The 26,051-nt window shown below is 64.2% G+C and carries 25 protein-coding genes and 1 tRNA gene; 13 read left to right on the plus strand and 13 right to left on the minus strand.

Annotated elements, in window-relative coordinates:
- Window positions 1-7: 7 nt before the first annotated feature.
- On the minus strand, window positions 8-1,528 hold the full coding sequence (locus IVA75_RS03740) for a PAS domain-containing sensor histidine kinase (RefSeq protein WP_247286937.1): 1,521 nt from the start codon (window positions 1,526-1,528) through the stop codon (window positions 8-10).
- A gap of 151 nt (window positions 1,529-1,679) precedes the next feature.
- Between IVA75_RS03740 and IVA75_RS03745 the strand changes: the two genes are divergently transcribed.
- Genes IVA75_RS03745 through IVA75_RS03755 form a run of 3 tightly spaced genes read left to right on the plus strand, consistent with a single transcriptional unit; the run spans window position 1,680 to window position 4,349 of the window.
- Window positions 1,680-2,237: a MarR family transcriptional regulator gene (locus IVA75_RS03745; RefSeq protein WP_247286936.1), complete on the plus strand. Its 558-nt coding sequence runs from the start codon at window positions 1,680-1,682 to the stop codon at window positions 2,235-2,237.
- A gap of 16 nt (window positions 2,238-2,253) precedes the next feature.
- The gene (locus IVA75_RS03750) at window positions 2,254-2,916 is read left to right on the plus strand and encodes a DUF4166 domain-containing protein (protein ID WP_247286935.1); all 663 of its coding nucleotides are present in this window, start codon (window positions 2,254-2,256) and stop codon (window positions 2,914-2,916) included.
- On the plus strand, window positions 2,913-4,349 hold the full coding sequence (locus IVA75_RS03755) for a TIGR01777 family oxidoreductase (RefSeq protein ID WP_247286934.1): 1,437 nt from the start codon (window positions 2,913-2,915) through the stop codon (window positions 4,347-4,349). The genes IVA75_RS03750 and IVA75_RS03755 overlap by 4 nt, the downstream gene beginning before the upstream one ends.
- 12 nt (window positions 4,350-4,361) lie before the next feature.
- On the opposite strand, the gene IVA75_RS03760 is transcribed toward IVA75_RS03755, so the two are convergent.
- The gene (locus IVA75_RS03760) at window positions 4,362-5,216 is read right to left on the minus strand and encodes a LysR substrate-binding domain-containing protein (RefSeq protein WP_247286933.1); all 855 of its coding nucleotides are present in this window, start codon (window positions 5,214-5,216) and stop codon (window positions 4,362-4,364) included.
- 112 nt (window positions 5,217-5,328) lie between these two features.
- Between IVA75_RS03760 and IVA75_RS03765 the strand changes: the two genes are divergently transcribed.
- Window positions 5,329-5,751 (plus strand): 4-oxalocrotonate tautomerase family protein, encoded by a 423-nt coding sequence (locus IVA75_RS03765; protein ID WP_027567400.1) that lies wholly within the window; start codon window positions 5,329-5,331, stop codon window positions 5,749-5,751.
- A 61-nt stretch (window positions 5,752-5,812) separates the two neighbouring features.
- On the opposite strand, the gene IVA75_RS03770 is transcribed toward IVA75_RS03765, so the two are convergent.
- Both IVA75_RS03770 and lipB read right to left on the minus strand, forming a co-directional pair.
- Complete coding sequence (locus tag IVA75_RS03770; RefSeq protein ID WP_247286932.1) at window positions 5,813-6,526, minus strand: DNA helicase; 714 nt, start codon at window positions 6,524-6,526, stop codon at window positions 5,813-5,815.
- 184 nt (window positions 6,527-6,710) lie between these two features.
- Window positions 6,711-7,448, minus strand: a complete 738-nt coding sequence (lipB, locus tag IVA75_RS03775; RefSeq protein ID WP_247286930.1) for a lipoyl(octanoyl) transferase LipB — start codon at window positions 7,446-7,448, stop codon at window positions 6,711-6,713.
- 80 nt (window positions 7,449-7,528) lie between these two features.
- Between lipB and IVA75_RS03780 the strand changes: the two genes are divergently transcribed.
- Window positions 7,529-7,771: a FliM/FliN family flagellar motor switch protein gene (locus IVA75_RS03780; protein ID WP_007603171.1), complete on the plus strand. Its 243-nt coding sequence runs from the start codon at window positions 7,529-7,531 to the stop codon at window positions 7,769-7,771.
- A gap of 203 nt (window positions 7,772-7,974) precedes the next feature.
- Window positions 7,975-8,059 (plus strand) — tRNA-Leu (locus IVA75_RS03785).
- 144 nt (window positions 8,060-8,203) lie between these two features.
- Here IVA75_RS03785 and IVA75_RS03790 read toward each other — a convergent pair.
- From IVA75_RS03790 to fdhD, 3 genes are all read right to left on the minus strand, one after another.
- Window positions 8,204-9,025, minus strand: coding sequence for a DUF2182 domain-containing protein (locus IVA75_RS03790; RefSeq protein WP_247286928.1), 822 nt, complete (start codon window positions 9,023-9,025; stop codon window positions 8,204-8,206).
- 65 nt (window positions 9,026-9,090) lie between these two features.
- Window positions 9,091-9,720 carry a DUF1326 domain-containing protein gene (locus IVA75_RS03795; RefSeq protein WP_247286926.1) on the minus strand — a complete coding sequence of 210 codons (630 nt, stop codon included), beginning with the start codon at window positions 9,718-9,720 and terminating at the stop codon, window positions 9,091-9,093.
- A 162-nt stretch (window positions 9,721-9,882) separates the two neighbouring features.
- Window positions 9,883-10,755, minus strand: a complete 873-nt coding sequence (gene fdhD, locus IVA75_RS03800; RefSeq protein ID WP_249817518.1) for a formate dehydrogenase accessory sulfurtransferase FdhD — start codon at window positions 10,753-10,755, stop codon at window positions 9,883-9,885.
- Window positions 10,756-10,872: 117 nt separating this feature from the next.
- Here fdhD and IVA75_RS03805 point away from each other — a divergent pair, with 117 nt between their 5' ends.
- Together IVA75_RS03805 and IVA75_RS03810 are read left to right on the plus strand one after the other, a co-directional pair.
- Window positions 10,873-13,194, plus strand: a complete 2,322-nt coding sequence (locus tag IVA75_RS03805) for an FdhF/YdeP family oxidoreductase (RefSeq protein WP_247286923.1) — start codon at window positions 10,873-10,875, stop codon at window positions 13,192-13,194.
- 34 nt (window positions 13,195-13,228) lie between these two features.
- On the plus strand, window positions 13,229-13,837 hold the full coding sequence (locus IVA75_RS03810) for a cysteine hydrolase (RefSeq protein WP_247286921.1): 609 nt from the start codon (window positions 13,229-13,231) through the stop codon (window positions 13,835-13,837).
- 12 nt (window positions 13,838-13,849) lie between these two features.
- On the opposite strand, the gene IVA75_RS03815 is transcribed toward IVA75_RS03810, so the two are convergent.
- The 5 genes from IVA75_RS03815 to IVA75_RS03835 form a co-directional block, all read right to left on the minus strand.
- On the minus strand, window positions 13,850-15,010 hold the full coding sequence (locus IVA75_RS03815) for a DUF305 domain-containing protein (protein WP_247286920.1): 1,161 nt from the start codon (window positions 15,008-15,010) through the stop codon (window positions 13,850-13,852).
- Window positions 15,007-15,186 carry a CsbD family protein gene (locus IVA75_RS03820; RefSeq protein WP_247286918.1) on the minus strand — a complete coding sequence of 60 codons (180 nt, stop codon included), beginning with the start codon at window positions 15,184-15,186 and terminating at the stop codon, window positions 15,007-15,009. The genes IVA75_RS03815 and IVA75_RS03820 overlap by 4 nt, the downstream gene beginning before the upstream one ends.
- Before the next feature lie 143 nt (window positions 15,187-15,329).
- Window positions 15,330-16,934: an alpha-amylase family glycosyl hydrolase gene (locus IVA75_RS03825; protein WP_247286917.1), complete on the minus strand. Its 1,605-nt coding sequence runs from the start codon at window positions 16,932-16,934 to the stop codon at window positions 15,330-15,332.
- A 27-nt stretch (window positions 16,935-16,961) separates the two neighbouring features.
- Window positions 16,962-17,504: a hypothetical protein gene (locus IVA75_RS03830; protein WP_247286916.1), complete on the minus strand. Its 543-nt coding sequence runs from the start codon at window positions 17,502-17,504 to the stop codon at window positions 16,962-16,964.
- 12 nt (window positions 17,505-17,516) lie between these two features.
- A complete protein-coding gene (locus tag IVA75_RS03835) occupies window positions 17,517-18,692 on the minus strand; it encodes a zinc-dependent alcohol dehydrogenase (RefSeq protein WP_247286915.1) in 1,176 nt (391 codons plus the stop codon).
- Window positions 18,693-18,865: 173 nt separating this feature from the next.
- On the opposite strand from IVA75_RS03835, the gene IVA75_RS03840 reads away from it, so the two are divergent.
- Window positions 18,866-19,648 carry an SDR family NAD(P)-dependent oxidoreductase gene (locus IVA75_RS03840; protein ID WP_247286914.1) on the plus strand — a complete coding sequence of 261 codons (783 nt, stop codon included), beginning with the start codon at window positions 18,866-18,868 and terminating at the stop codon, window positions 19,646-19,648.
- A 344-nt stretch (window positions 19,649-19,992) separates the two neighbouring features.
- Here the strand turns inward: IVA75_RS03840 and IVA75_RS03845 are convergent, their stop codons facing one another.
- Window positions 19,993-20,397 carry a response regulator gene (locus IVA75_RS03845; protein ID WP_247287427.1) on the minus strand — a complete coding sequence of 135 codons (405 nt, stop codon included), beginning with the start codon at window positions 20,395-20,397 and terminating at the stop codon, window positions 19,993-19,995.
- 88 nt (window positions 20,398-20,485) lie between these two features.
- Here IVA75_RS03845 and IVA75_RS03850 point away from each other — a divergent pair, with 88 nt between their 5' ends.
- The 4 genes from IVA75_RS03850 to IVA75_RS03865 all read left to right on the plus strand — a co-directional run bounded on the left by IVA75_RS03850 (window position 20,486) and on the right by IVA75_RS03865 (window position 26,022).
- The gene (locus IVA75_RS03850) at window positions 20,486-21,493 is read left to right on the plus strand and encodes a chemotaxis protein CheB (RefSeq protein ID WP_247286913.1); all 1,008 of its coding nucleotides are present in this window, start codon (window positions 20,486-20,488) and stop codon (window positions 21,491-21,493) included.
- Between the two features lie 8 nt (window positions 21,494-21,501).
- Complete coding sequence (locus IVA75_RS03855) at window positions 21,502-21,768, plus strand: hypothetical protein (RefSeq protein ID WP_247286912.1); 267 nt, start codon at window positions 21,502-21,504, stop codon at window positions 21,766-21,768.
- A 340-nt stretch (window positions 21,769-22,108) separates the two neighbouring features.
- Window positions 22,109-25,276 (plus strand): CheR family methyltransferase, encoded by a 3,168-nt coding sequence (locus IVA75_RS03860; RefSeq protein ID WP_247286911.1) that lies wholly within the window; start codon window positions 22,109-22,111, stop codon window positions 25,274-25,276.
- On the plus strand, window positions 25,276-26,022 hold the full coding sequence (locus IVA75_RS03865; protein ID WP_247286909.1) for a Crp/Fnr family transcriptional regulator: 747 nt from the start codon (window positions 25,276-25,278) through the stop codon (window positions 26,020-26,022). The genes IVA75_RS03860 and IVA75_RS03865 overlap by 1 nt, the downstream gene beginning before the upstream one ends.
- Window positions 26,023-26,051 lie beyond the last annotated feature (29 nt).

The raw sequence follows: 26,051 nt of genomic DNA on the forward strand, positions 1-26,051 counted from the left end.
TGAAGAATTACCGCGGCAGCTTGGCGATCGCTTCGCTCAATTCGTGGATCTCGTAGGGCTTGCGCAGGATCGGGAAATCGCCGCGCACGCCTGCGGCGACTTCGCTGTAGCCGGTGGCGAGCAGGATCGGCAGGCCGGGACGGATCTGGCGGAGGTGATGGGCGAGGCTGAGCCCGTCCATCTTGCCGGGCATGACGATATCCGAGAACACGAAGTCGACGCCGTTCTTCTCGATCTCGCTCAAGGCGGCTTCGGCGTCCGCGACGCGACGCACCTGATAGCCAAGCTGCTCCAGAAGACCGATGCTGACGGCGGCGACGTCCGGATTGTCCTCGACCAGCAGCACCGTGCCGCTGCCCTGGAACGCCGGTTCTCCCGCCGCCTCGCGCGATGGCTCGTCTTCTCCACGCGGCAGGAGGATGGTGAAGGTCGTGCCCTTGCCGAGCGCGCTCGCGACCCGGATCGTGCCGCCGGCCTGATGGGCGAAGCCGTGCACCTGGGAGAGACCGAGGCCGGTGCCCTTTCCGATCGGCTTCGTCGTGAAGAACGGCTCGAAGATCTTGTCGAGAACGTCGGAGGGAATGCCGAGGCCGGTATCGCTGACGTCGATCGCGATGAATTCGCCCACGAGGGGGTCCTCGTCGAGCACGAGATTGCGCGCTGCGATCGTGACCGTGCCGCCGTCGGGCATCGCATCGCGGGCATTGATGACGAGGTTGAGCAGCGCGGTCTCGAGCTCGGAAACGTCGGTCCTGATCGGCCAGACGTCGCCGCTGACGTCAAAAGCCAGGCGCACGGAGCTGCCGACCCCGGCATCGAGCACCTCGCGGATCGCCGCGATGCGATCGGCGAAGTCGATCGCCTGCGGATTGACGCTCTGCCGCCGCGCGAAGGTGAGGAGCTGGTTGGTCAGCGCGGCGCCACGCCTGGTGGCGGTCTCGATGGCCGAGATCGCGCGCTGAAGCTTGGCTTCGTCGTCGGCCCCTCGCTTCAGCATGTGGAGGCTGCCGCTGATGATCATCAGGAGATTGTTGAAGTCGTGGGCGACCCCGCCGGTGAGTTGGCCGAGCGCATCGAATTTCTGGGATTCGGCGAGCTGCTTCTGCATCGTCTCGAGCTTGATCTGGGTATTGCGGCGCTCGGTGATGTCGCGTGTGATTTTGGCGAAGCCGACGAGCTTGCCGTCCTCGTAGATGGGATCGATCACGACGCTCGCCCAGAAGAAGGTGCCGTCCTTGCGGACGCGCCAGCCTTCCTCCTCGTAGCGGCCCTTGTCCCGGGCGATCCCGAGCGCACGGGCGGGCTTGCCGTTGGCGCGGTCGGTCTCGGTGTAAAAACGGGAAAAGTGCTGGCCGAGGATCTCCCCGGGCGAATAGCCCTTGATGCGCTCGCCGCCGATGTTCCAACTGGTGATGATCCCGGTGGGATCCAGCATGTACAGGGCGTAGTCCGCGACCCCTTCAACCAACAGGCGGAAACTGCGTTCACTCTCGAACAAGTCTCTCTGCTGACTGAACTTCTCGACCATTCCCGGACCCTGCCTTAACGGGAGCAAACGCCGCAGATGGCGGATTGTTCCCCGAGTTTGGAACCTTTTTAAGCAATATTGCGAGCCGTATGCAGCACGCAAGCTATCGGATGCTCTTGACAGCCGATCCTATCCGTCAGATATTTCTGTTATGACAGAAACAACCGGAAGAAAGAAACTCCCAGCCGCCGTCGAGCGCTTCATCCTGCATTGGGGTGATATGGGAGACGAGTGGGGCGTCAATCGCTCGGTCAGCCAGATCCACGGGCTGCTCTATCTGGCCGAGGCGCCGATGACGGCCGAGGACATCGCCGACACCCTCGGCATGGCCCGCTCCAACGTCTCCAACTCGCTCAAGGAGCTGCTTGCCTGGAACCTGATCCGGCGCGTCCCGATTCTCGGCGATCGCCGCGACCATTACGAGGCCGAGACCGACATCTGGGAGGTCGCGGCCAGGATCGCGGCGCGGCGCAAGGAGCGGGAGCTTGATCCGGCGATCACAGCGCTCAGAGCCTGCGTGTCCGATGCCGCCGACGATCCGACCATCAATCCGGTCGCGAGCAAACGGCTGAAGGAGATGCTCGCCTTCACCGAGCTCGCCGACCACTGGTTCATGCAGATGCTGAAGGTGCCGCGGCCGCGGCTGGCCGCCCTGATGCGGCTTGGTGAGAAGATCGCCAATCTGCTGCCGCTGGGCAAGGCCAAATAGGTTTGAGGAGGGTGCGATGACGTCGGCGAGATTATCAGGCTCCAACGCGTCGACCTTCGCTCACACGAAACTGCTCGACGATCGCCGTTTCCGCGCGCTGCTGTCGGATGAGGATTGGGGCCGGCTGCCGCTGGCGACCTGGCGACGTTTTTCGAAACGCGTCGCCGACGGCGACAGCGTCGTCTATGTCGGTGTAGTCGACGAGATCTGCTTCAGCGACATCGGCTGGTGGTTCGCGCAAGCCGCGCGCCTGATCGGCGGTCCGCTGCCGACCGGCCGCGACACCGGCGTCCCTATCATCGTCACGGTGACCGAAGACGCCGGGGGCGGCCAGACCTGGACCCGCATCTGCGCGCGCAAGCGCGGCTTTCCGCAAGTGATCCATTCCGCCAAACGTTTTGCCGGCCCGACCGGGCTGGAAGAATATGTCGGCTTCGGCGTCTCGATGGCGCTCCGCATCGCGGTCGAGGACCAGGCGCTGACGTTTCGCAGCGCCGGCTACGGGCTCCAGTTTGGACGCCTGTGGATTCCCCTGCCGCGATGGCTGACGCCGGGCGATCTCACGGTGACACACAGCGATCTCGGCGAGGGCGCCTTCCGCTTTACCCTCGACGTCATTCATCCGCGTTACGGCGCGCTGATCCACCAGTCCGCAATGTTCAGGGAGGCCGTGTCATGACACAGCTCATGTGGACACTCATCGCCATCCAGATCGTGATGGGCGTGTTCGACACCTTCTATCACCACGAATTCACCGAGCGCCTGGCCTGGCGTCCGTCGCAGCGTTTCGAATTGAAGCTGCACGGCATTCGCAACATGCTTTATGCGCTGCTGTTCCTCGTGCTCGGCTGGCTCGAAGTCCATGGCGCGCTGGCGCTGCTGATCGTCGCGGTGCTGGTCGCCGAGATCGTCATCACGCTGATGGATTTCGTCGAGGAGGATCTCAGCCGAAATCTGCCGCCGAGCGAGCGGGTCAATCACACGCTGCTCGCGATTAATTACGGCGCCATCCTGGTGTTGCTGTTGCCGGTGCTGATCGATTGGGCCACGCAGCCCCTCGGCGTGATGGTCGTGTATCAGGGCCTGCTCAGCATTGCCGCGACGGCCTGTGCGGTCGGCGCGGCGCTGTGCGGTGTCAGGGATTTTGCGGCGATGCGCCGGCTCAGCCGCATGAGAAGCGCTCCCGCGCACGGGCTCGTCGAAAAGCTGTCCGGCCGCAAGACGGTGCTGATATCAGGCGCCACCGGCTTCATCGGCAGCCGCCTCGCCGCGAGCCTCAGCGGAGCAGGGCATCACGTCATTGCGCTGATCCGCAATCCCGCCAAGGCCGAGATGCTGCCGCCGCCGGTCACTTTGATCACGAGCCTCGATCAGATCGCCTCGGACGCGCCTGTCGACGCTGTCGTCAATCTCGCCGGCGAGCCGATCGGCAACGGCCTGTGGACCGAGGCGAAGCGCGCGAAGATTCTCGGCTCGCGCATCGACATGACCGGCGAGGTCGTCAAGCTGATCGCGCGGCTCGAACGCAAGCCCGAGGTGCTCGTCAGCGGCTCTGCGATCGGCTGGTATGGCCTGTGGGCCGACCAGGTGCTGACGGAATCGGCGAAGTCGCACGCCTGCTTCAGCCACGAGCTGTGTGCGGCCTGGGAGGCGGCGGCGCGGCCGGCGGAGGATCTCGGCGTCCGCGTGGTCAATTTGCGCATCGGCCTCGTGCTCGGCACCGAAGGCGGCTTCGTCACGCGCTTGCTGACGCCGTTCGAGTTCGGGCTCGGCGGTCCCATCGGCAACGGGCGGCAGTGGATGTCCTGGATCGAGCGCGACGATCTGATCCGGCTGATCGCCTATGTGATGGCGACGCCCGATCTCGCCGGCCCCGTCAACGCCACCGCGCCGATCCCCGTCACCAACGCAAAGTTCAGCGAGGAGCTAGGCCGCCGTCTGCATCGGCCCGCGGTGTTCCGGATTCCCGGCGGCCTGCTGCGCCGGATCGGCGGCGGTTTCGCCGACGAGCTCCTGCTCGGCGGTCAGCGCGTGCTGCCCAACAAGGCGCTGAGCCGCGGTTTTGTGTTCCGGCACGAGACGCTGCGCAGTGCGTTCGAAGCAATCTTGTAAAGCCTCGCGGCGTCAGATCGCCGCCACGCTCCGGAACGTTGCCGCGACTGCGCGCAGCGCCGCCAGCTTGGCGGGATCGCTGACCTTGGAATGTAGCATCACCTTCGAGCTGCCGAGTTTCGGCAGCTTGTGGGTTGGCCCGATGTCGACCAGCCCGGGGGGCGCGATCCGTCGCGCCAGCGGCGCGATTGCAAGTCCGGCGAGCGCGGCTGCAACCACGGCGGTGACGCCGCCGCCGACGAAGCGCTCACGCCATTTCAGGCCAGCCTTATCGAGCGCGCGCACGGCGATGGCGCGGACCCCACAGGGCGGGGCGAGCGTCGCGAGCGGCAAGGGCTGCCCCTTTGGCACTGTGAAGCGTCGTGACGCGAACCAGCCGAACTCGTCCTCGGCCAGCTTCTCGCCGCCGCGCCGGCTGCCTTCCTGGCGCACGATCACCGCATCCAGTTGGCCCGAATCATAGGCCTCCTGCATCTCGCGGGAGAAGCCGATGGTGACGGCGAGCGTGAGGTTCGAGGACATCGCATGCAGGCGTTCGAGCAGCGGTACCAACTCCGGGCCCGCGGCATGGTCGGAGATGCCGAGCGAGAGCGACTGCGCGACTGACCCCTCGCCCGACAGCGCGCAATCATGCGCCGCGATGAGCGCGCGGGCGCGCTCGAGGAACGCTGCGCCATCCGCGGTAAGACGGACCGCGCGCGGCGAGCGCTCGACGAGACGTTTTCCCAGCAGCGTCTCCAGCCGTTGCAGCTTGAGGCTGACGGCCGCCTGGGTCGTGCCAAGCGCTTCGGCGGTCCGCGTAAAGCTCTGGAGGTCGGCAACCAGCAGGAAGGCCTGGACGGTGGCGATGTCGAGCGTTGCTGTCATTATTATCTCTTATCACTGGTATCAACAGAGATAAGATACCAAAATGTCGAGGGCGGGTCTAGCTTCTCACCAACGCCGCGCAACACCTGCGCGACCTCCGAGGAGAACGACCATGCCGCTGATCACCGTGTCCTACACCACCTCCCGCCAGTCGCCCTCGCTGAAGGCCGACATCGCGAGCGCCGTGTCCGAGCTCACCGCAAAAATCCTGCACAAGGATCCTGAGGTCACGGCCATCATCGTGAAGTCGGTGGAGGCGGCCGACTGGTTCGCCGGTGGCAAGTCGCTCGCAGAGCAAAAGCTCGCGAGCTACTGGATCGACATCCACGTCAGCGAAGGCACCAACACCAAGGACGAGAAGGCCGCCTATCTCGCCGCGATGTTCCAGCGCATGGCCGGGATCCTGGGCCCGCTGCATCACGAGACCTATCTGCATGTCGACGAGGTCAAGGGCGATGCCTACGGCTTTGGCGGCCTGACCCAGGAGCGGCGCTACGTCGCCGGCAAGCTCGAGGTTTCGCCGGAGAAGGCGTGAAACCGCGGACCGCGGGTGAACGATCTCACCCGCGGCCTGAACCGGTTGAGCCTCCTGATCGTCAGCTCGCTATGCGAAACTGAACTTCGTCCTTGTTCAGGAAACAGGTCTTGTCGAACAGCTTCAGGTCGAGCGGGTTCGGCAGCCTGACATCGTCCAGGTCAGGGCAGGGCTTGAGCGAGGGATCATAGGAACGGTCGATCTGCGAGATGAAGACGACAATCAATCCCTTGTCGCGCGCGAATGATTTCAACGCGCGCACCTGAACGGAAAGGTCGGGATTTTCCCGCCGCTGGTCGAGCAGTTGCAGATAGTCGATCACCACGACGGTGCCGCGCGGTGCTGCGGCCATCTGCTTGACGACGTGGTCGGCACTGATGGCGTCGGAGCAATCGACCTCGAAGAGTTTTTCGAATTGCGCCAGGTCCACGCCGATCGCCCGAAAGCGATCGAAGACGTCTTTCTCGGTGTATTCCAGCGAGAAGAACGCGGCGCGATGGCCTGACCGCATCGCTTCCACGGCAAGCTCCAGGCTCATCAGGGTCTTGCCCTGGCCGGGACGCGCGCCAACCAGCACCAGGTCCCCCGGTTGGAATTGCGGGAAAAGCCGGTTGGCCGGCCTCGCTGCGGCAGCTTTCGCCGCGAGCATGCTCCATGCGGAAAAGCCTTCCGTCGCGGCGATGCGGTCGAGCGCATCGTGCAGCGGAATGCCTTCCTCGCGGGACAGGCGCTTCGCTCTTCGCTTCAGATGATAAATGGGTGCAGACAGTCTCATCGCAAAAACCTCCCATTGCGAGCTGAAACGCATCCCCTCCTTATGCCTGGCGCTCGAACAGTCGGTCCGATGATCAATTCGCCCGGTATGAAATGTACTTTCCCGGCGGAGGGGGGAGGCGTGGGCGACACCGAGATCAAGCGTAGCTGATTCCGGGTTTGCGGAGAATGAGGAAGACCGGAAGTTAGGCCGCCGCTTCCGGCATCAGCGCCTGGGTCGGCCCGAACAGCTCCTCGAAGGCTTGCCGAAGCGCCACGTCGACATCGCTCATCGTCACGAGCTGGCCGAGGTCGACCAGCGAGGTGACGCCGTAGCGGGGATCGGCGACGCCGCAGGGCACGATGCCGTCGAAATGCGACAGCTCCGGCTCGACATTGATGGCGATGCCATGGAACGAGACCCAGCGCTTCAGCCGGACGCCGATCGCCGCGATCTTGTCCTCGTGCTCGGGTCCCTTGTCGGGCCGCTTGACCCAGACGCCGACCCGGTCCTCGCGCCGCTCGCCATGGATATTGAACGCGGCGAGCGTCCGCAGAATCAACTCTTCCAGGCTCGCGACATAGGCCCGGACATCCGGCCGGCGGCGCTTCAGGTCGAGCATGACATAGGCCACGCGCTGGCCGGGCCCGTGATAGGTGAGCTGGCCGCCCCGCCCGGTGGCAAAGGTCGGGAATCGGGCATCGAGCAGGTCTGATTCCTTGCCCGAGGTGCCGGACGTGTAGAGCGGGGGGTGCTCCAGCAGCCAGACCAGCTCCGGAGCTTCACCCGCCGCAATCGCCGCGACGCGCGCTTCCATTTCGGCCACGGCCTCCGGATAGGGCACGGGCGCGTCCGAAATCCGCCACTCCACGGGCTCGCCGGAGGAGGCGGAAAACGCCGTCAAATCGAGCTCTTCGCGGGGGTTTTGGGGTGAATTAACCATTGGCTAACCATAACCGGGTGATGATCCCAGGCGCAAATACCAAGTCCCTAGTCCTAGTCCCAGGTTGCGGTGGTGCTGAAGTGCCTACTCTCGACAAAGTCACCGTGGATCTCATGGTCGTCCTCGGGACGACAACCATGCCGATCCATCAAGTATTACGTCTTTCCCGCGGCGCCATCATCGAGCTGGACGCAACCGAGGCCGACGAGGTCAAGGTTTTGGCCAATAATTTGCCCGTCGCCTCCGGCGTCGTGCTGGTCGACCGCAACCGGATCGCGGTCGAGGTCAAGCAGATGCTGCCCCGTATCCCGGGCACGCGGTAGCGGCCTGGGCACGCGGTAGCGGCCCGGGCACGCGCAGCCGCCTGGGCAGGCGGAAAAGGCCGATCCCGGCGCGAAGAGCCGGAACTTTCCTGCCAGGCTTGTGGAATTCAGGGCCTTTGGAGGCTTGTACCCCTCTGATGGATTTGTTAGATCGGCGCCGTTGATCCGGTTGGCCTTCAAGCCTCAAGCCGGCATCCCCAAAAGCGCTCGTGGCGGAATTGGTAGACGCGCTGCCTTGAGGTGGCAGTGAGTAAAATCGTGGGGGTTCGAGTCCCTCCGAGCGCACCAAGCAAACAGACACGCGAAAGATTGTTTCGCGATTTGCGGTGCCCGCCGTGTTCGCGCTGCGAATCCTGGAACGGGGCCTCCCCCAGTCTTCGATGTTCGATCTCGCGGCCGAGAGTCGGCGCGATCGTCGTCCGCGCCTCGCAATCACTTCGGCAAGGTCAGCAGGAGCCACGCGCCCGCGGCCACACAGGCAATGCCGGCAGCGCGCGCGATCCAGCGTCCCACCGGCGTGACTTTCTCCAAAAGTACAAGCAACGACAAAAGCGCAATCCAGAGCACGTTCATCACGCCGCCCACGAACAACAGCGCCATCAATACCCAGCAGCAGCCGACACAATAACCTCCATGCCGAAAGCCCAGCAGCACGCAACCCCGCAGGTCGCTGCGAAAGCCGCCGTGGCGCATCAGGAACAGAAACGGCGACTGGCATTGGGCGAGGCAGATGTCTTTGAGCCGTGTCCATTGATAGGCGCCCGCCGCGATCAGCACGATGCCGCCGAGCAGGTTGCTCGCGATCGCCATCCGGGAATCCAGCAGGGCAGCCCGCTCGATCGCCCATTGGAGCAGGGTGGCTGCCAGCGAAAAGCCGCACCAGGCCAGGAGATAGCCGGCGGCAAACCAGCCGGTCGCTGCGAATAGTTTGCCTTGCGCTTTGCCCTGTCGACCTACACGGGCGTACATCAGGATCATGGGCGCGGCCGACGGGGCCATCATTCCGACCATCATCACCGCCCACATCAGGAACACATAGGCGAACTCGATTGTTCGCCACGGCTCTTCGGCTGGCAGCATGGTTCCGATCCCAGCCGGGATCATGCGGAACTCGGTCATGTCCATGCCGCCCATGTCCATGGCGTTGGCGAGCCAGAGCACATAGCTCCACGCCAGCGCGACCATGAGGACGATCGCGCCGCCGACGATCCAGCGATCGCGCCGCAGCACGGCTTCCAAGGGGCTGTCCGTCATTTGCGATCGATGTTGTGCGATCGACGTTGCCGGCCGCCGATGCAGGGCGGTATATGGAGTTTACATCATGCTTGGTTCGACCAGCGGATCGGCGCATAGAGGCCGTTCCTGCCGGAATTATCCCAGCGCATGCCATGATCGCTGAAGGTATTGCCGGCAGCACCGACCGCCATCACCATGGCGTCGGGGCTGACCGGATGGCCGATGTTCACCCACATCTCGCCGCTCGGATGCATGGTCGGTAGCGGATCGACGGACATGTGCAGGATGCCGGGGATTTCCGCGGACCGCGTCTTGCCGTCGATCCGGAACGTGATCGGGACCTTGCGTACCCCCAGGTTCTTGCTGATCAGAGGCGCGAACGCGGCCATGGGACCGCCGGCACCGCCGGTGAAGATTGCAGCCAGGGCCTCGGTCTGGTCATCGTTGGCGCGCTGATCGACATAGGCGGCCACCGACCAGTCTCCGTCTGCCATGACCCCAGGTGCGTGGAGGATGACGAGCACATTCAGCTCATCGAGCGCGATCTCGCCATAGCGGCCGGTCTCGATGTGGAAGATCAGCGGTACGTTGCAGAAGCCCTCGGTCGGTCGCGCGGTCAACGGCGGCGCCTCCGACACCAGGCAGGGGCACACGATGCTGCAATTGCAATTCTCGAAATAGTCACCGGAAAGGTGCCATGGGACATCCGCCATTGCTGTCTCCCGCTTGGCCGAACCCGATAGATGCTTTCGAATGAGCTACGTAGAGTTGAAAATTACGCTTCGTGAGGAAGCACCGCAAGCCGATTCCACCATCGACATATGTCGAGCAAGGTGAGCGCGACGAAGTTCGCTATCCCTCATGCCCGGGTTCCCTTAGTTTGCCTGCGGTCGAAACTCCGGCTCGATCTGCGTGGCCGCGGGCATGAACACCCGCGCCGGATGGCTGAAGATCTCGAATTCGTCGCCCCGTGCGATACCGACAAGCGTGATGCCATTGGCCTCCGCCGTTCGGACCGCAAGCGCAGTCGGTGCAGACATGGCGACGACGATGCCGGCGCCCATCGCGGCGGTTTTTTGCACCATCTCGACCGATATCCGGCTGGTGAGGATGACAGCGCCGGCGCCGCCGGATGCACCTTCGATGGCGAGAGCGCCGGCAAGCTTGTCGAGGGCGTTGTGGCGCCCCACGTCCTCGCGCACCATCATGGTCTTGCTGCCTGGCCGGAAAAAACCCGCGGCATGAGCGGCGCGTGTCTTGTGGTTGAGGATCTGTGACTCGGTGAGGACTGCAATGGCCGTGCTGATCTGCTCCGGCGTGAGGCTCGCCGGTTGCTCGACGCACTGAGCGATACGGCCGGCTTCGCGCAGGCTGTCGATGCCGCACAGGCCGCAACCCGTCGGCCCGACCAGATGTCGCCGTCGCTCCTTCAGCCGTCGCCCGGCATTCGGTCGCAGCCATAGCCGCAGTTCGATCCCGTCGGGACCGGGAACGACCGTGAGCTCCTGGATCTCGCCGATGTCGCCGATGATCCCTTCGGTCAGACTGAATCCCACAGCAAGGTCGGTCAGATCGGCGGGAGTTGCCATCACAACGGCGACGGTCGTTCCGTCGTAGACGAGTGCCACGGGACATTCCTCGGCCAGCATCCGCTCATCGTGCGTCCCGCGCGACGTGAGCCGGGGCATTCTCACGGATGGCGTGGGCATGGATGCGCGATCGTGTGCGCCGGATCGAGAGCCGTGCATGGGTGTTCGTCCTACGTCGATTCATCGACGCACGAACCGGAGCAAGGTTCCGAACGGTTGGAACTTGCCATCCCATCTCGGGTTCTGCGTGCAGGGCTTGCAATTGAAGGAAACGCCATGCGGCAAAAGGCAAAGGTCGAGAACAATGATGCGCCGGCAGGCGGCTGGGGCTCACTTAAAGCCGTTGCAAGCATCCTGACGCAGGAAGAGGTCGCCATTCTCGGCAGCGAGATCCTGCTCAAGCAGAACAAGCCCGACGGATTCATGTGCGTGAGCTGCTCCTGGGCCAAGCCGGCCAAGCCACGTCCATTCGAGTTCTGCGAGAACGGTGCCAAGGCGACCGCCTGGGAGATTACTAGCAAGACCGCGACACCGGAGTTCTTTGCGCAACATACGCTGACTAAACTACGAACCTGGTCCGATCATCAACTGGAGGAGCAGGGGCGCCTGACGACGCCGATGCGTTACGACCTGGCAAGCGACAAATATCTAGCGGTCGACTGGGACGAGGCCTTTGCGGATATCGGCGCCGAGCTGAACCGGCTCGATCCCCGTTCCGTCGTGATGTACACGTCCGGACGTGCCTCGCTCGAAACCAGCTACATGTACCAATTGTTCGGCCGCATGTACGGCACCAACAATTTCCCCGACAGCTCGAACATGTGCCACGAGACGACGTCGGTGGCGCTGCCGGAGGTGATCGGAGTTCCGGTCGGCACGGTGCTGCTGGAGGATTTCGAGATCACCGATTGCATCTTCTTCTTCGGCCATAACACCACCACCAATGCGCCGCGCATGCTGCATCCGCTCCAGGAGGCGGCGCAGCGCGGCGTGCCGATCATAACGTTCAACCCGCTGCGCGAGCGCGGCCTGGAGCGTTTCGTCAATCCGCAAAATCCCGTCCAGATGATCGCAGGCGGCACGCGCATCAGCTCGCAATATTATCAGGTGCGTGTCGGCGGCGACGCGGCGGCGATCGTCGGGATTTGCAAATGGGTGATCGAGGCGGACGACCTCGCTCGGGAAAATGAAACTGCGCGCGTGGTGGATGTCGAATTCATCCGGCAGCACACGGCCGGCTTCGAGGAGTTCGCCGAATTCTGCCGTGCACAGGATTGGGAGGAGATCGAACGGGCCTCCGGGCTTTCGCGCGGTGCCCTGCGCGAGGCCGCGAACACTTATATGGAGGCCAAGGCCGTGATCGCCAATTACGGCATGGGCATCACCCAGCACAAGCACGGCGTCGAGACGAACAAGATGATCGTCAACCTGCTGCTGCTCCGCGGCAATATCGGCAAGCCCGGCGCGGGCATTTCGCCGATCCGGGGCCACTCCAACGTGCAGGGCCAGCGCACGGTCGGGATCTCCGAGAAGACCAAGCTGGTGCCGCTCGACAAGCTTGCGGAGCTCTACGGTTTCGAGCCGCCGCGGTGGGAGGGACTGTCCACCGTCGACGCCTGCCAGGGCATTCTGAAAGGCGACGTTCGCGGCTTCGTCAGCCTCGGCGGCAATTTCCTGCGCGCCGTTCCCGAGCGGTCCCTGATGGAGCCCGCATGGTCCGGCCTGCGCCTATCGGTGCAGATCGCGACCAAGCTCAACCGGACCCACCTCGTGCCGGGCGAGGTCACTTATCTGCTGCCGTGCCTCGGCCGGATCGAGATCGACCGGCAGGCCAGCGGCGCACAAGCGGTGTCGATGGAGGATTCCACCACCTGCATTCACGGATCGCGCGGCCAGCGCAAGCCGGTGGCCGACCATCTCCTGTCGGAGCCGGCGATCGTCGCCGCCCTGGCAAAGGCAACGTTGAAGCCCAACCCCAAGATCGATTGGGACGCCTGGGTCGCCGACTATTCGCGGGTTCGGGACGCCATCGAGCGCACCTATCCCGACCAGTTCAAGGACTTCAACGCGCGCATGTTCGAACCCGGCGGTTTTGCGCGGCCGCTCGCGGCGCGCGATCGGAAGTGGAAGACCCCGAACGGCAAGGCGAACTTCACCGTTCCAAAGTCGGCCTTCGCGCCGCCCCGGGAGACCGACGGCGTCTATGAGCTGATGACACTGCGCGCGGACGGGCAGTTCAATACGACGATCTACGCCGAAGGCGATCGCTTTCGCGGCATCGAGGGCGGCCGCTACGTCGTGTTCATGAATCCCGCTGACATGGAGGAAGACGGGCTAAAATCGGGAGATACCGTCACGCTGGTGACGGAGGCGGGCGATGGCGTCACGCGCAGCTTGAGCGAGCTCCAAATCGTCCCCTATGGCATCCCACGCAGGAGCATTGCGGCCTATTATCCCGAATGCAACGTGCTCATTCCGCTCTGGCATCAGGCGGAGGGCAGCAAGGTCCCTGCTGCGAAATCCATTCCGGTGCGTTTGTTCAAGGACGTCCTTCCGGAGATCGTCGAGGGCGGAGAGGCTCCGATCTCGGCGTCGTGAATGCCGTCGATCGCGCCCACAGGAGTGAAGGACGATGAGAGACAGCGCGTCGGAAGTGACCGGCATCAGCGACGCCGTTCACTTGTGCATCGACATGCAGAACATCTTCGCTCCGGGTGGCCTTTGGGAGACGCCATGGATGGCGCGGGTGTTGCCGACGATCGCCTCGATCGTTTCGCGCCATCAGGCCAGAACGATCTTCACGCGGTTCATCACGCCGGAAGATCCGGAGGATCGGCCCGGACAGTGGCAGAGCTATTTTCGTCACTGGCGCGAGGCGACCCGCAAGCATCTTCCGCCATCTGGTCTCGAACTCGTGCCGGCCCTGAGCCGCTTCGTTCCTCCGGCGGCCGTCATCGACAAACCGGCCTATTCGGCGTTCAGCAATCCCGGCCTCGCCGGCCTGCTGATCGACAAGAACGTCGGCACGGTCGTGATCACGGGCGCAGAGACCGACGTCTGCGTGCTCTCGACGGTCCTGAGCGCCGTCGATCTCGGCTTCAGGGTCGTCATCGTCGAGGATGCGCTGTGCAGCTCGTCCGATGTCGGCCACGATGCGCTCATGACGATGTACCGCACCCGCTTTCATGGACAGGTCGATCTGATGACCGCCGAGGAATTGGCGGAGTTCTGGCGCGAGTAGGGTGCAATCTACTCAATTGACGTTGTCGCCGAGCATGTTGCGGAACGCGGTGGCGACGGCAGCAACGCCGCTCGCGCGGTGCATGAGCGCGATCTCGCCCTGCTGCTCGTGGCGGATGGCGTGGGCCATAACACGCAGGCGCAGATCGCCGCCGCTATGCCACATCTGGTCGGCCATCCTGACCGCGCCGGCGTGATGCTTGCTCATCGTCTCGACGAACACCGTGTCGAATTGGTACGCCGGCGCGGTCTTGACCTGTCGCATCTCGGCCTGTGTCAGGAAGCCCGGCATCGCGGCACGTTCGTCCGTGCTGCAATCGGGCATCTCGGTGTCGAACCAGCTCAGCCACCAGGTCTCGAAAATCTGGTTCTCGCCGGTCTGGCTCGCGACCATCAGCATCGCCAGCTTTCGCAGGTGCGGGTCCTGCGCGCGCTCCGCGGCGATCCGCGCCAGCGCGATGCCCTGGGCGTGATGCGCGGTCATGTGACGGATGTAAGTCTGGTCCGCGTCTCTGTCGTGGCCCATCCACGGCGGCTCGTAACCATGGCTGCCGAACAACGCGGTCGCGCCGAGCAGCGCGATCAAGGCCAGCGCGCCGGTGATCCAGGCATTGGTGAAGCGAACATCGCGCGCGGGTGCAGCTCCCCCCGTCCAGCGCAGCCTGGCGAACAGGGGGTACATCACGGCCGAGGAGCTGTGGACGAGCAGGCCGATCCAGTACGGCTGCTGCAGCGTGAACAGCGGCTGCCAGAACGGAAACAGCGGCACCAGCACGAACCATTCCATGCTTGACGAGAACACGGCCCATGGCAGGGCGAGCAGCATGATCGTGAGCGGCCGCAGGTCGGCGGTCAAGCGTCCGAGCACACCGAAGAACACCAGCGCCCACGAGAAGTCCGCCCATTGGTGGAAGGCGATCCCGGCAAGGATCGCGCTCCACGACGGCTCTGCGCTGATCGCCCAATCGCGCGCGGGAATGGCGGCGACCGTCATCCAGTCGACGGCGGCATCGCGTCCGATGCGCGCGGCGAAGAGCTGGCTGACGATGGTCGAGAAGGTGCTGCTGATCAGGCCGAGTTGGGCAGCGGCGATCCAGCGGGAGCGCCGCCGTGAGGCGGCTTCATCACCGGGGCGAATTGAACTGGAAATGGCGGACGGCGCGGCGGCGTTCACGTCAGCTGATTGAGTTTCTTCAACGGATTGAGCTCGCTCGGCTTGCTCTGTTCGTCCCGGCCGCGCCCCGCTTGCTCCTTGCCTTCCTCATGGAGATCCTGATCGCCGACGATCTCGCCGACGGCCTGTTTCGCCTTGCCAGCGATCCGCTGACCGAGGCCCTTGGTCTTGCTCATGGTCTGCCTCCAGGCTCACGCCGTGACCCCGGCGCTTGAAGGGGGATGAGCGCCGGGGCCGCGGTTTCGTCTATTCAGCCTCCGGCAGGGGGGACGTCGGAAGCGTTGATGAGACTCCCTGCCGCGCGGATGGTTCCTCGGCCTCACCGTGGCTCGATCGCGATGATCACGCCTTCATTGCCGCGGAGCAGGATGGTGGCACCCGGCAGCGGCTCGGACGGCAGGTCCAGATGCGTCGACATCAGCAAGCGGCCGCGACCTTGCCAATGCCATTTCCGCGGCTCGGCGGCGATGTTGAGCGCGACCAGAATGTCGCTGCCGTCACCCGTCCGCCTGTAGGCAAGCACGTCGTTCTGCGCGCGTAGCGGCTCGTAACCGCCGTGGTGCAGGCACGCGTGCTCGCGGCGCAACATCATCAGCGCGCGAAACAGCGCCAGGATCGAACGCGGGTCGCGCCGCTGCCCGGCCACGTTGGCGGCGCCGTCAGGCGGCTCCAGCGGCAGCCACGGATTGCCGGTGGTGAAGCCGCCGTTGGTGCTGTCGTCCCAACGCATCGGCGCGCGTTCCGGATCGCGGCAAAGGCCGTAGCCCCGCACGAGCTTCTCGAAGGGGTCGCGGACGCGGTCTGACGGAATGGGAACGCGCTTGCGGCCGATCTCGTCGCCCATGAAGAAGAACGGCGTTCCCCGCAGCGTCATCAGCAGCATCGCCAGCACCCGCATCTGCGCGTCGCCGATTTTGCTCGCAATCCGCTGCTTGTCGTGACCACCGACAACCCAAACCGGCCATGCATGATCCGGGATGGCGTTGAAATACGCGTCGATCGTCGCTTGCAGCGACAGTGCGTCCCATTGCGAGTCCAGCAGTGCGAAATTGAGCGGCAGATGCAGGCGCGGCCGGTCGTTGCCGTAGAAGTGTCCGATGCGGTCGGTCTTGCCCTGGACTTCGCCGCACAACATCCGCCCCGGATAGCCGTCGATCACCTCGCGGATGAATTCGATGCAGTCCATCGTCTCCGGCCGATCGTCGGTAAAGACCGGCGTCTGGCGCTGCGGCGGCGGCTTGCCTTTCGCTCGGGGGTTCGGCGGATTGTCGCGCAGGAGCGCGTCCTTGATCAGGACGGCGCTGGCATCGACGCGAAAGCCGTCGACGCCGCGATCGAGCCAGAAGCGCATGACATCGGCGATCGCGGCGCGCAGCTGCGGGTTGCGCCAGTTCAGATCGGGCTGCTCGACCAGGAAGGAATGGTAGTAATATTGCCGCCGCGCCTCGCACCATTCCCAGCCGCTGCCGCCGAAGCGGCTCAGCCAATTGTTGGGCGGACCGCCATTCTCGGCTGCGTCGGCCCAGATGTACCAATCGGCCTTCGCGCTATTCCGTGAGCTGCTGCTCTCGACGAACCATGCGTGATCGTTCGCAGTATGGTTGGGCACGAGATCGAGGATCACGCGGATCCCCGCCGCGTGCAGGGCCTTGAGCAGGCGGTCGAACGCGTCGAAGTTGCCGAACGCAGGGTCGATCGAGCAGTAGTCGGAGATGTCGTAGCCGAGGTCGCGGAACGGACTCTTGTAGATCGGCGTCAGCCACACCGCGTCGACGCCGAGCCATTTCAGATAGTCGATGCGCGATGTCAGACCGGCGAGGTCGCCCTTGCCGTCACGGTCCGAGTCCTGGAACGAGATCAGTGCGATTTCGTAGATGACGGCGGATTTCCACCAGGCACCTTCATCACGGGACTCGTCGCTCATTGCCTTGCATCACCTCGTCGTGCGTCATCAGGTCCGTCCCGCCGTGGCGTGCGCCGCGATCTGTTTTGCCGCGGTCCGGGCGCTCTCGATGCCCTTGGGAAAGCCGCTGCGGTTCGGATACAGCTTGCGCCGGGCGTCGCGCGGCGGCCGCCGCGGCTTGGTGTCCTGCGCGGCGCGGTAGTCGAGCATCGCGATTCCGCCGACCATCAGCAGCGCCAGCGCGATATTGCCCTTTTTGGGATTATCCGCGGTCAACCCGGAAAGCAGCGCGGCGGCATCGAGGCCGTCGCCGCCGACGCGGGCCCACAGGCCGGCGTTCTTCTCGACCGAGAGCGTCGTGATCCCGGCCAGGATCTCGCGCACGCCGAAGGCGCGGACCAGCGTCTCATGGCCTTCCATTCCCAGCGTTTCCGTGACCCGCCGTGGCGCGAAGAATTCGACGACGCCGAGGCCGATGCTAAACCAGCCCAGCGCGCGGGCGAGCTGGTCTTCGGGCCGCTTCAGGCTCGGGCCGCCTTCGACGATCTTCGGATCGCCCTTGGTGCGAACGATGTTGGAGAAATGAAACATGGATCTTGCTCCTCAGGGCTTCAGCACGACCTTGACGCAGGAGTCGCGCTTGTCGCGAAACACCTGATACATATCGGGGCCTTGGCTGAGCGGGACGGTGTGGGTGATGACGAAGGACGGATCGATCTGGCCTTCCTCGATGCGATGGAGCAGGTCGTCGGTCCAGCGGTTGACGTGGGTCTGGCCGGTGCGCATCGTCAGGCCCTTGTTCATGAAGGCGCCCATCGGAAGCATGTCGGAGAATCCGCTGTACACGCCCGCCACCGAAAGGATGCCGCCGGGACGGCAGACATAGATCATCTCGCGCAGCACATGCGGCCGGTCGCTCTCCACCATCATCATCTGCTTGGCGCGGTCGAGCAGCGTGTCGGGCAGGGAGGCCATCACATGCGACTCCATCCCGACGCAATCGATGCATTTCTCGGGGCCTCTGCCGTCGGTGAGCTCCTCGAGCCGCTTCAGGACGCTTTCGTTCTCGAAATTGATGGTGGTCGCGCCGCCGGCTTCGGCCATGCTGAGCCGTTCAGGCAGGCAGTCGATCGCGATAACCTGGTTGGCGCCGAGCAGGATGGCGCTGCGGATCGCCATCTGCCCCACCGGACCGCAGCCCCAGATCGCGACCGTATCGGTCGGCTCGATGTCGCATTGCACGGCGGCCTGCCAGCCGGTCGGGAAGATGTCGCTGAGGAACAGCAATTGCTCGTCGGGAATTCCGGCGGGCACCTTGATGTGGGTGGCGTCGGCAAAGGGCACGCGCAGATATTCGGCTTGGCCGCCGGGATAGCCGCCGGTCAGATGCGTATAGCCGAACAGGCCGGCGCCGGAATGACCGAACACCTTTTCAGCGAGATGGCGCTTGCGGTTGGTGGTCTCGCAGACGGAGAAATTGCCGCGCTTGCACTGGTCGCATTCGCCGCAAATGATCGTGAAGGGCACGACGATGCGGTCGCCCTTCTTCAGCTTGCCATCAACCCCCGAGCCGACCTCGACCACTTCGCCCATGGTCTCGTGGCCCATGATGTCGCCGGGCAGCATGCCCGGTATGTAGTTGTGAAAGAGGTGCAGGTCCGAACCGCAGATGGCACAGCTCGTGACTTTAATGATCGCGTCGCGCGGATCCTGAATCTCGGGATCGGTGACGGTGTCGCAGCGAATGTCTTCCTTGCCGTGCCAAACCAGCGCCTTCATCTCTGTCCTCCCGCGAGCTACGAGGCATCCAAGTCGAACAGCGAACGATGGTTGCTATCGCACGGTGCAGAATCTTTGCGCCGCACCAGAGTGCGTCCCCGATAGGAACGAGCGGCCACCGCGGTGATTGGAGCGTCATCAATCCCACTCAAGGACTAGCGAAGGATACGCTCATGGCCGCGAACCAACTTGCAGTCGTTACCGGCGCCTCCACCGGCATCGGCCTGGAACTCGCCAGATGTTGTGCCCAAGGAGGCTTCAACCTTGTCATCGCTGCCGATGAGCCCGAGATCGAGAGGGTGGCCGTGGATCTCCGCAGGCTCGGTACCAGCGTCGAGGCGGTCGAGGCCGATCTCGCCACCACCGAAGGCGTCGACAAGCTCTGCGCCGCGGTCGGCGACCGGCCGATCGACGCGCTGCTGGCCAATGCCGGCGTCGGCCTCGGTAAGGCCTTCCTTGACCAGGATTTTGCCAGGATCAAGCACCTTGTCGACACCAACATCACCGGCACGCTGTATCTGATCCATCGCGCCGGCAACGAGATGCTTCGCCGCAATTCGGGCCGTATCCTGATCACGGGCTCGATCGCTGGATTCACGCCGGGCAGCTTCCAGGCGGTCTACAACGCCAGCAAGGCATTCCTCGATTCATTCTCGTTCGCGCTCCGCGAGGAGCTGCGCGACAGCGGCGTCACCGTCACCTGCCTGATGCCGGGCGCCACGGAAACCGAGTTCTTTCGCCGCGCCGACATGATGGACACGAAGGTCGGCACCGAGCCGAAGGATAGCGCCTACGACGTCGCGAAGGCCGGCTTCGACGCCATGTTGCGCGGCGAGTCCGACATCGTGACCGGAATGAAAAACAAGATCCAGACCACAATCGCCAACGTCACGCCGAACGAGATGTTGGCCAAGCAACATCGCAAGATGGCGGAGCCGGGAACGGCCAAGTCGTAGAACGACGCCGCCGCGATCTACGCTAAGCGGCGCGGCCGATCCCCCGGATCGACAAAGGAGGGCCCCGATTCACATAGCCTAATGCACAAGGCTTCCTGAGCCGTCAGATTGGTCGGGCTGGAGCAATGGGCCTGTCATGCAGATGGATCGCGTCGAACAGGCCTTTCTCGCAACGGCCATCACGGGTTTCGTCGTGATGATGGTGGCGATCGTTTGGATGATGATGGACTAATGGCGGGAGGCCTGCCGATATGCGGATTGCGCTGCCTTATGCTGCGGTGCTGCTGTGCATGGGGGTGACCGCGTGGATCGCTTTCGCGCATCTGTTCTGATCGCCGTTCGGCTCACCCCTGCGGGTCGGCGATCAGTGCGGCCAGCCTGTGGGCCATCGCCGGCAGATCGATCGGTTTCTCCAAGATCAACACGTCGTGGAATTCCGGACTGATCGTGACCTTGTCGTATCCGGTCGTGAAGAGGAACGGTATGTTCCGTGCCTTCAGTTCGCGCGCGACAGGAAAGATCATCTCGCTGCGGATGTTCACGTCGAGCACGGCGGCATCCAGGATGCTGCCGTCGTGCAGGATCCTGAGTGCGTCCGCGAGATCGCCGACGGGGCCCGCCACGTCTGCGCCGAGCGCGCGACATGCCTTGCCAATGTCATCGGCGAGAAAATATTCGTCCTCGACAACGAAGATCCGCCGCCCGCTGAGCGGCGGCAGCGGATCTGACGACGTGGGCGATATCACCATGACGCCTCCCATGCCTTCCTTTCCGGTCCGTAGGAACATAGGGCGGTGACCCGCCTTGGTACAAACGTTACAACCGAAAGTGGGTTCCATGAGCAACCGCGACATCATCGTCATAGGTGGCTCGGCCGGCGCGACCGCACCGCTGAAGCAGATCCTGGGCCGCCTGCCGCCGGATCTGCCCGCGGCGGTGTTCATCGTGCTGCACATCCCGGCGCAAGGCATCGGCATTCTCTCGACGGTCGCCAGCAGCGCCGGCCCGCTCCCGGTCCGGCAGGCCGAAAACGGCATGAAGATCGAGCCGGGCCAGGTTTATCTGGCCGCACCCGACCATCATCTGCTGCTGTCAGAGGATCGCGTGTTCCTCGGGCGGGGTCCGCGCGAGAACATGGTGCGGCCGGCCATCGACGCCTTGTTTCGCTCGGCCGCCATCAATTACGGCCCGCGCGTGATCGGCGTGCTGCTCAGCGGCCTGTTGTCCGACGGTGCGGCCGGTCTCAACGCGATCAAGCGTTGCGGCGGGATATCCGTGGTTCAGGACCCCTCGGACGCCATCGCCGATGAGATGCCAAGGAGCGCCCTGGAGGCCTCCATCATCGATCTTTGCGTCCCAGGCGCCGGAATGGGTGATGTCCTGTCCGATCTCACCAGGGAAGTTGCCGGCGCCGCGCTGCCGATCCCGCCGGAGATCCGGCTCGAGGTCGAGATCGCGGCCGGCGAGCGGATCGGCAGTGACAAGCTCATCTCGGTGGCTGATCCGGTTGCGCTGACCTGTCCGGCCTGCGGGGGGGTGCTGTCCGAGATTAAGGAAGCGCACCCGATGCGCTTCCGTTGCCAGGTCGGTCACGCCTACACCGCCGACATCCTCGCCAAGGAGCAGGAAGGGCAAGTGGATGAAGCCCTGCGGGTCGCGCTGCGTATCATCGAGGAGCGGGCGGAGCTAGTGCAGCGCATGGCCGCCGACGGCCGGCGCAGTGGCCGGCCCGCGGTTGCCGAGATGTACCAGGCGCGGGCTGCCGAATATCGCGAATATGCCGACATGATCCGGCGGGTTGTGCTAAAGTCGCTCGATCCTCCGGTTCGCAACCGGGAGGCTTGAGGGGCTCCATGAACATTTCCCTCGCCGAATGGACCGAGCAGCTCGATACCGAGCGCCGCCATCTGATCAAGGCCGATCGTGATATCGATGAGGGTTGGCAGCGCATCCGAGACCAGGAGGATCGGATTCGTGCACTCAGTGCCGGCAGCCATGAGGCGGCCCTGGCAGAGCGGTTGGCGGAGGCCCTGAAGCAGACCCTGACCGAATGGCTGCGCCATCGTGTCCTGATCGAGCAGCGGATTGCCTACCTTCGGCAGCAAGTCGGTCCGGAGTGATCCGGGCGGCAGGCCGCCCGAGATCTGCGCCGAGTTCATACATGAAGTCGAGTTGCCGCTCGACGTTGCGGCGCAAACGGTCGTTCTCGCGGAGCAGCCGGCGGGCGGTCGCGGTGGCATCCTCGGCCCGCCTGATCAGGGCCGCGAGTTCGTCGGACGTTTGCATCCTAGGGCTCCTGCCGCACGCAACTATGGGCCCGTGGTCGGGAATTGACAACGACGCTCGCTGTATGGAACGCAGCGTGGCATTTCCGCCTTTCACCTGTTGAGATAACGTCAATTCTGCTATTGCGGCGAGCGGGCATCCGGTCCCGGCACTGAATGAGAGCCACCGAAGACCATGCATGAAGTCGGCGACCAGTCGGTCGAAAGAGAGCGCCAGATCAACTCCCCGCTGATCATCGGGGTGGGTGCCCCGCCGACCGCTCTGGGCAGCATCGAACGCTTCTTTGGCAAGTTGACCCTTGGGGCCGACCAGGCCGTCGTGCTGGCGCTTCAACATCATGAGGCGCTCGATGAACCCCGGCTGCGCCGGATCGTGCAGAATTCCAGCGGCGGCAAGGTCGCCGACATCAGCGACGGCCAGACCATCGAGGGCGGCACGATCTACCTATGCCCGCCGGCGATGATCACCACCATCCGTGGCGGGCGCTTCGCAGTCCGAGAGGCCGAGCAGGCGCCGGGCGAGCGGGCCACCATCGACAGCTTCCTGGTGTCGCTGGCTGAAGAACGCGCCGAGCAATCGATCGGTGTGATCCTGTCAGGCATCGGCGGCGATGGCACGCTGGGTACTGCGACGCTGAAGGATCACGGTGGTCTCGCGATCGCCGAAAAAGGCGCGAGCGACGAGGCGGATCATCTGAAGGACGCCGATACGCCGGCCGCGATCGCCGACTACGTGCTGACCGCCGAAGACATCGCCGAGCACATCCAGGTCTATGCCCGTCATCTGCGGCGGCTGGAAGAGAAGCAGGGGTTCGACGAGGTCTTGGCCGCTGCGGCGACCTCGCTGTCGCGCATTGCCGACGTCCTGCGCAGCAAGACCGGCAATGATTTCCACGGCTACAAGCAGAATACCTTTCTGCGCCGCGTGCAGCGACGCATGCAGGTGGTTCAGATCGCCGATATTTCCGCCTATGTCGATTTCCTGCGCAACGACCAGGACGAGGTGCAGCACCTCTTCAACGATCTCTTGATCGGCGTCACCGAATTCTTCCGCGACAAGCGCGAATTCGAGGTGCTGGAGAGCCAGATCGTCCCGAAGATCTTCGAAGGCAAGACCGCGGGCCAGCAGGTTCGCGTCTGGGTGCTCGGCTGCGCCACTGGAGAGGAGGCCTATTCGATCGGTATCCTCCTGCGCGAGCACATGGCAAAAATGGACTCCGCGCCGCAGGTTCAGATCTTCGCTACCGATATCGACGGGCGGGCGCTGGCGACCGCGCGCGTCGGCCGCTACCGCACCAAGATCGAGGCGGACATGACCAGCGAGCGGCTGGCGCGCTGGTTCGTGCGCGAGGGTGACACCTATTGCGTGGTCAAGGAGCTGCGCGAAATGTGCATCTTCTCGCAGCATAACGTGATCAAGGACGCACCGTTCTCCAAGCTCGATCTCGTCTCCTGCCGCAACCTGCTGATCTATCTCAATGCCGAACTGCAGAACCGGGTGATCCCGCTATTCCATTTCGCACTTCTGCCGGATCGCTACCTGTTCCTCGGCAATTCCGAGAACGTGACGCGGCATCCAAAATTGTTCGTGCCGATCGACCGCCGCGCCCGCATCTTCAAGAAGCTCGAGACCGGAACGCGGCTGCCGCCGGAATTTCCAATCACGACCGCTGCGGGGAGGGCAACCCTCGAGGTGGTGCCGGCGCGCTCGTTCCGCCCCGACGTCGGGCTGGAGCGCCGCGCGCAGCGGGTCGCGGAACGCTACTCGCCGGCCTATGTCATCACCGACGGCAACTTTCAGGTCCTGCATTTTTCCGGGCGCACCGGCCGCTTCATCGAACCGACGGCAGGGGTCGCTACGCTAGACCTGCTCCAACTCGTCCACCGCGATCTCCGCCTGGAACTGCGCGCGGTGCTCATTCGCGCGACGGAGACCAACGAGGCCGCCCATGTCGTGCAGGTGCAACTCGGCGCCAACGGCCATCGCGTTCTCGTCGACATCACGGTGGAGCCGATTCAGGATGGCGGCAGCGGCCACCGCAATTTCGTCGTCCTGTTCAAGGAAGGCCCGGTCCGCGCCATTGATCCCGAAGAGGGCCAGCCCAATGCGCTGGTGCAGACCGAGCATGTGGAGCGTATCGAAGGCGAGCTGCGGGCGACGCGGGAGCGCCTTCAGGCGACCATCGAAGAACTCGAAAGCACCAACGAGGAGCTGAAGTCCTCGAACGAGGAATACCAGTCGCTCAACGAAGAGCTTCAGTCCGCAAACGAAGAGCTCGAAACCTCGCGCGAGGAACTGCAGTCGGTCAACGAGGAGCTGACCACCGTGAACGGCGAGCTGGCCCACCGCGTCCAGGAATTGACGCGCGCCACCAGCGACCTCGAGAATTTCCTGGAGAGCACCCAGATTGCGACCGTGTTCCTCGACAACGATTTGCGGGTGATGAACTTCACGCCGGCGATCACGCAAATTCTGCATCTCGTCGAAACCGACACGGGCCGTCCCATCGCGCATATCAAGGCGCGCATCCCGATCGAGGAGCTCTATGACGACATTCGGGGCGTGCTGCGCACGCTCGCCATCGCCGAGCGCGAGCTGAGGGACCCCGACGGCGGCACGCGCTACATCGTGCGCATCCTGCCCTATCGCAGTATCGACAATTTCATCGCCGGGGTCGTCATCACTTTCGTCGACATCACCGCCATTACCCGCGCCGAGGAGCGGCAGCGCCTGCTGCTGGCCGAGCTCCAGCACCGCGTCCGCAACACGCTCGGCGTGGTGCGCTCGATCGCGCGTCGCACGGCCGATACGAGCTCGACGGTCGAGGAGTTTGCTTCCCACCTCGACGGCCGGCTGAACGCATTCGCCCGTACCCAGGCGCTGGTGACCCGCGACCCCGAGGGCGGCGTTGATCTCGAATACCTCGCGGTCGAGGAGCTGCTGGCCTATAATGCGAGAGAAGGCGAGCAGGTGCGTGTCAGCGGGCCCACGGTGCGTTTTCACTCCAAGGCCGCGGAAACCTTCGCGCTTGCCATTCACGAGCTCGCGACCAACGCGCTGAAATATGGCGCCCTGAGCCGGCCGACGGGTCGCATCGAGATTTCCTGGCGCATTGAGCAGGGCACCGAGCCGGCGGAGCTGGTATTCGAGTGGCGGGAGCGCGGTGGGCCGCCGGTTGCGCCGCCGCCGCACAAGGGATTTGGGACCGAGCTCCTGGAGCGCACACTCGCGTTCGAGTTCAAGGGGCAGACCACGATGGCATTCAATCCGAGGGGACTGGAATGCACGATCACCATTCCCCTCAGCAAGCGCGCGTTTCATACACCGGCGGTAGCCAACTGATGCCCTTGTCGACGCTAGATCGCAGCCTGCTGGATCCGGTCATTCGCCGGCTGAACGTGCTGAGATCGTTGTCGGCCGAGGCCCGCACCTCGCTCGAATACGCAATGCTCGAGGGAATCCAGCGCGCAGGGGCGGGCGAGGATCTGATCTCGGAGGGCGATCCGGTCGACAGCGTGCGCCTGGTGCTGTCGGGCTGGCTCTGCCGCTACAAGACGCTCGAGGATGGCAGGCGCCAGATCGTGAATTTTCTCTTTCCCGGCGAGAGTTGCGACGCGCACGCGTTCCTGCTCTCGGTGATGGATCATTCCATCGCGGCGATGACGCCGGTCGTCTACACCGAAATCAAGCGCGCGCGGTTCGAGGGTCTGGTGGCGGGCGACCGTGGGCTCGCGGAAGCGTTCTGGTGCGAGACGCTCGTCAACAACGCCATCCAGCGCGAATGGGCCATCAACCTCGGCCGCCGGGTGGCCTTTGAACGCGTGGCCCATCTGTTCTGCGAAATCATCGAGCGGCTGCGTCCTGTCGGCATGGTCGAGGGCAATTCCTGCGTGATGCCGGTGACGCAAATGGATCTTGCCGACGCCACCGGCCTGTCGGTGGTCCATCTCAACCGCACGGTTCAGGAGTTGCGTGCCTCCGGCTTGATCGTGCTGCGCGATCGCACGCTGACCATCACCGATCTCGATGCGCTCAAGGACGCGGCGCTGTTCTCGCCGAGCTATCTGCAACTCTATCGACGGGCCTAAGCGCTTTCTCGCCTGGGAACGGTCGTTGG

This window comes from Bradyrhizobium sp. 134 (genome assembly GCF_023074155.1).
Classification (GTDB): Bacteria; Pseudomonadota; Alphaproteobacteria; order Rhizobiales; family Xanthobacteraceae; genus Bradyrhizobium.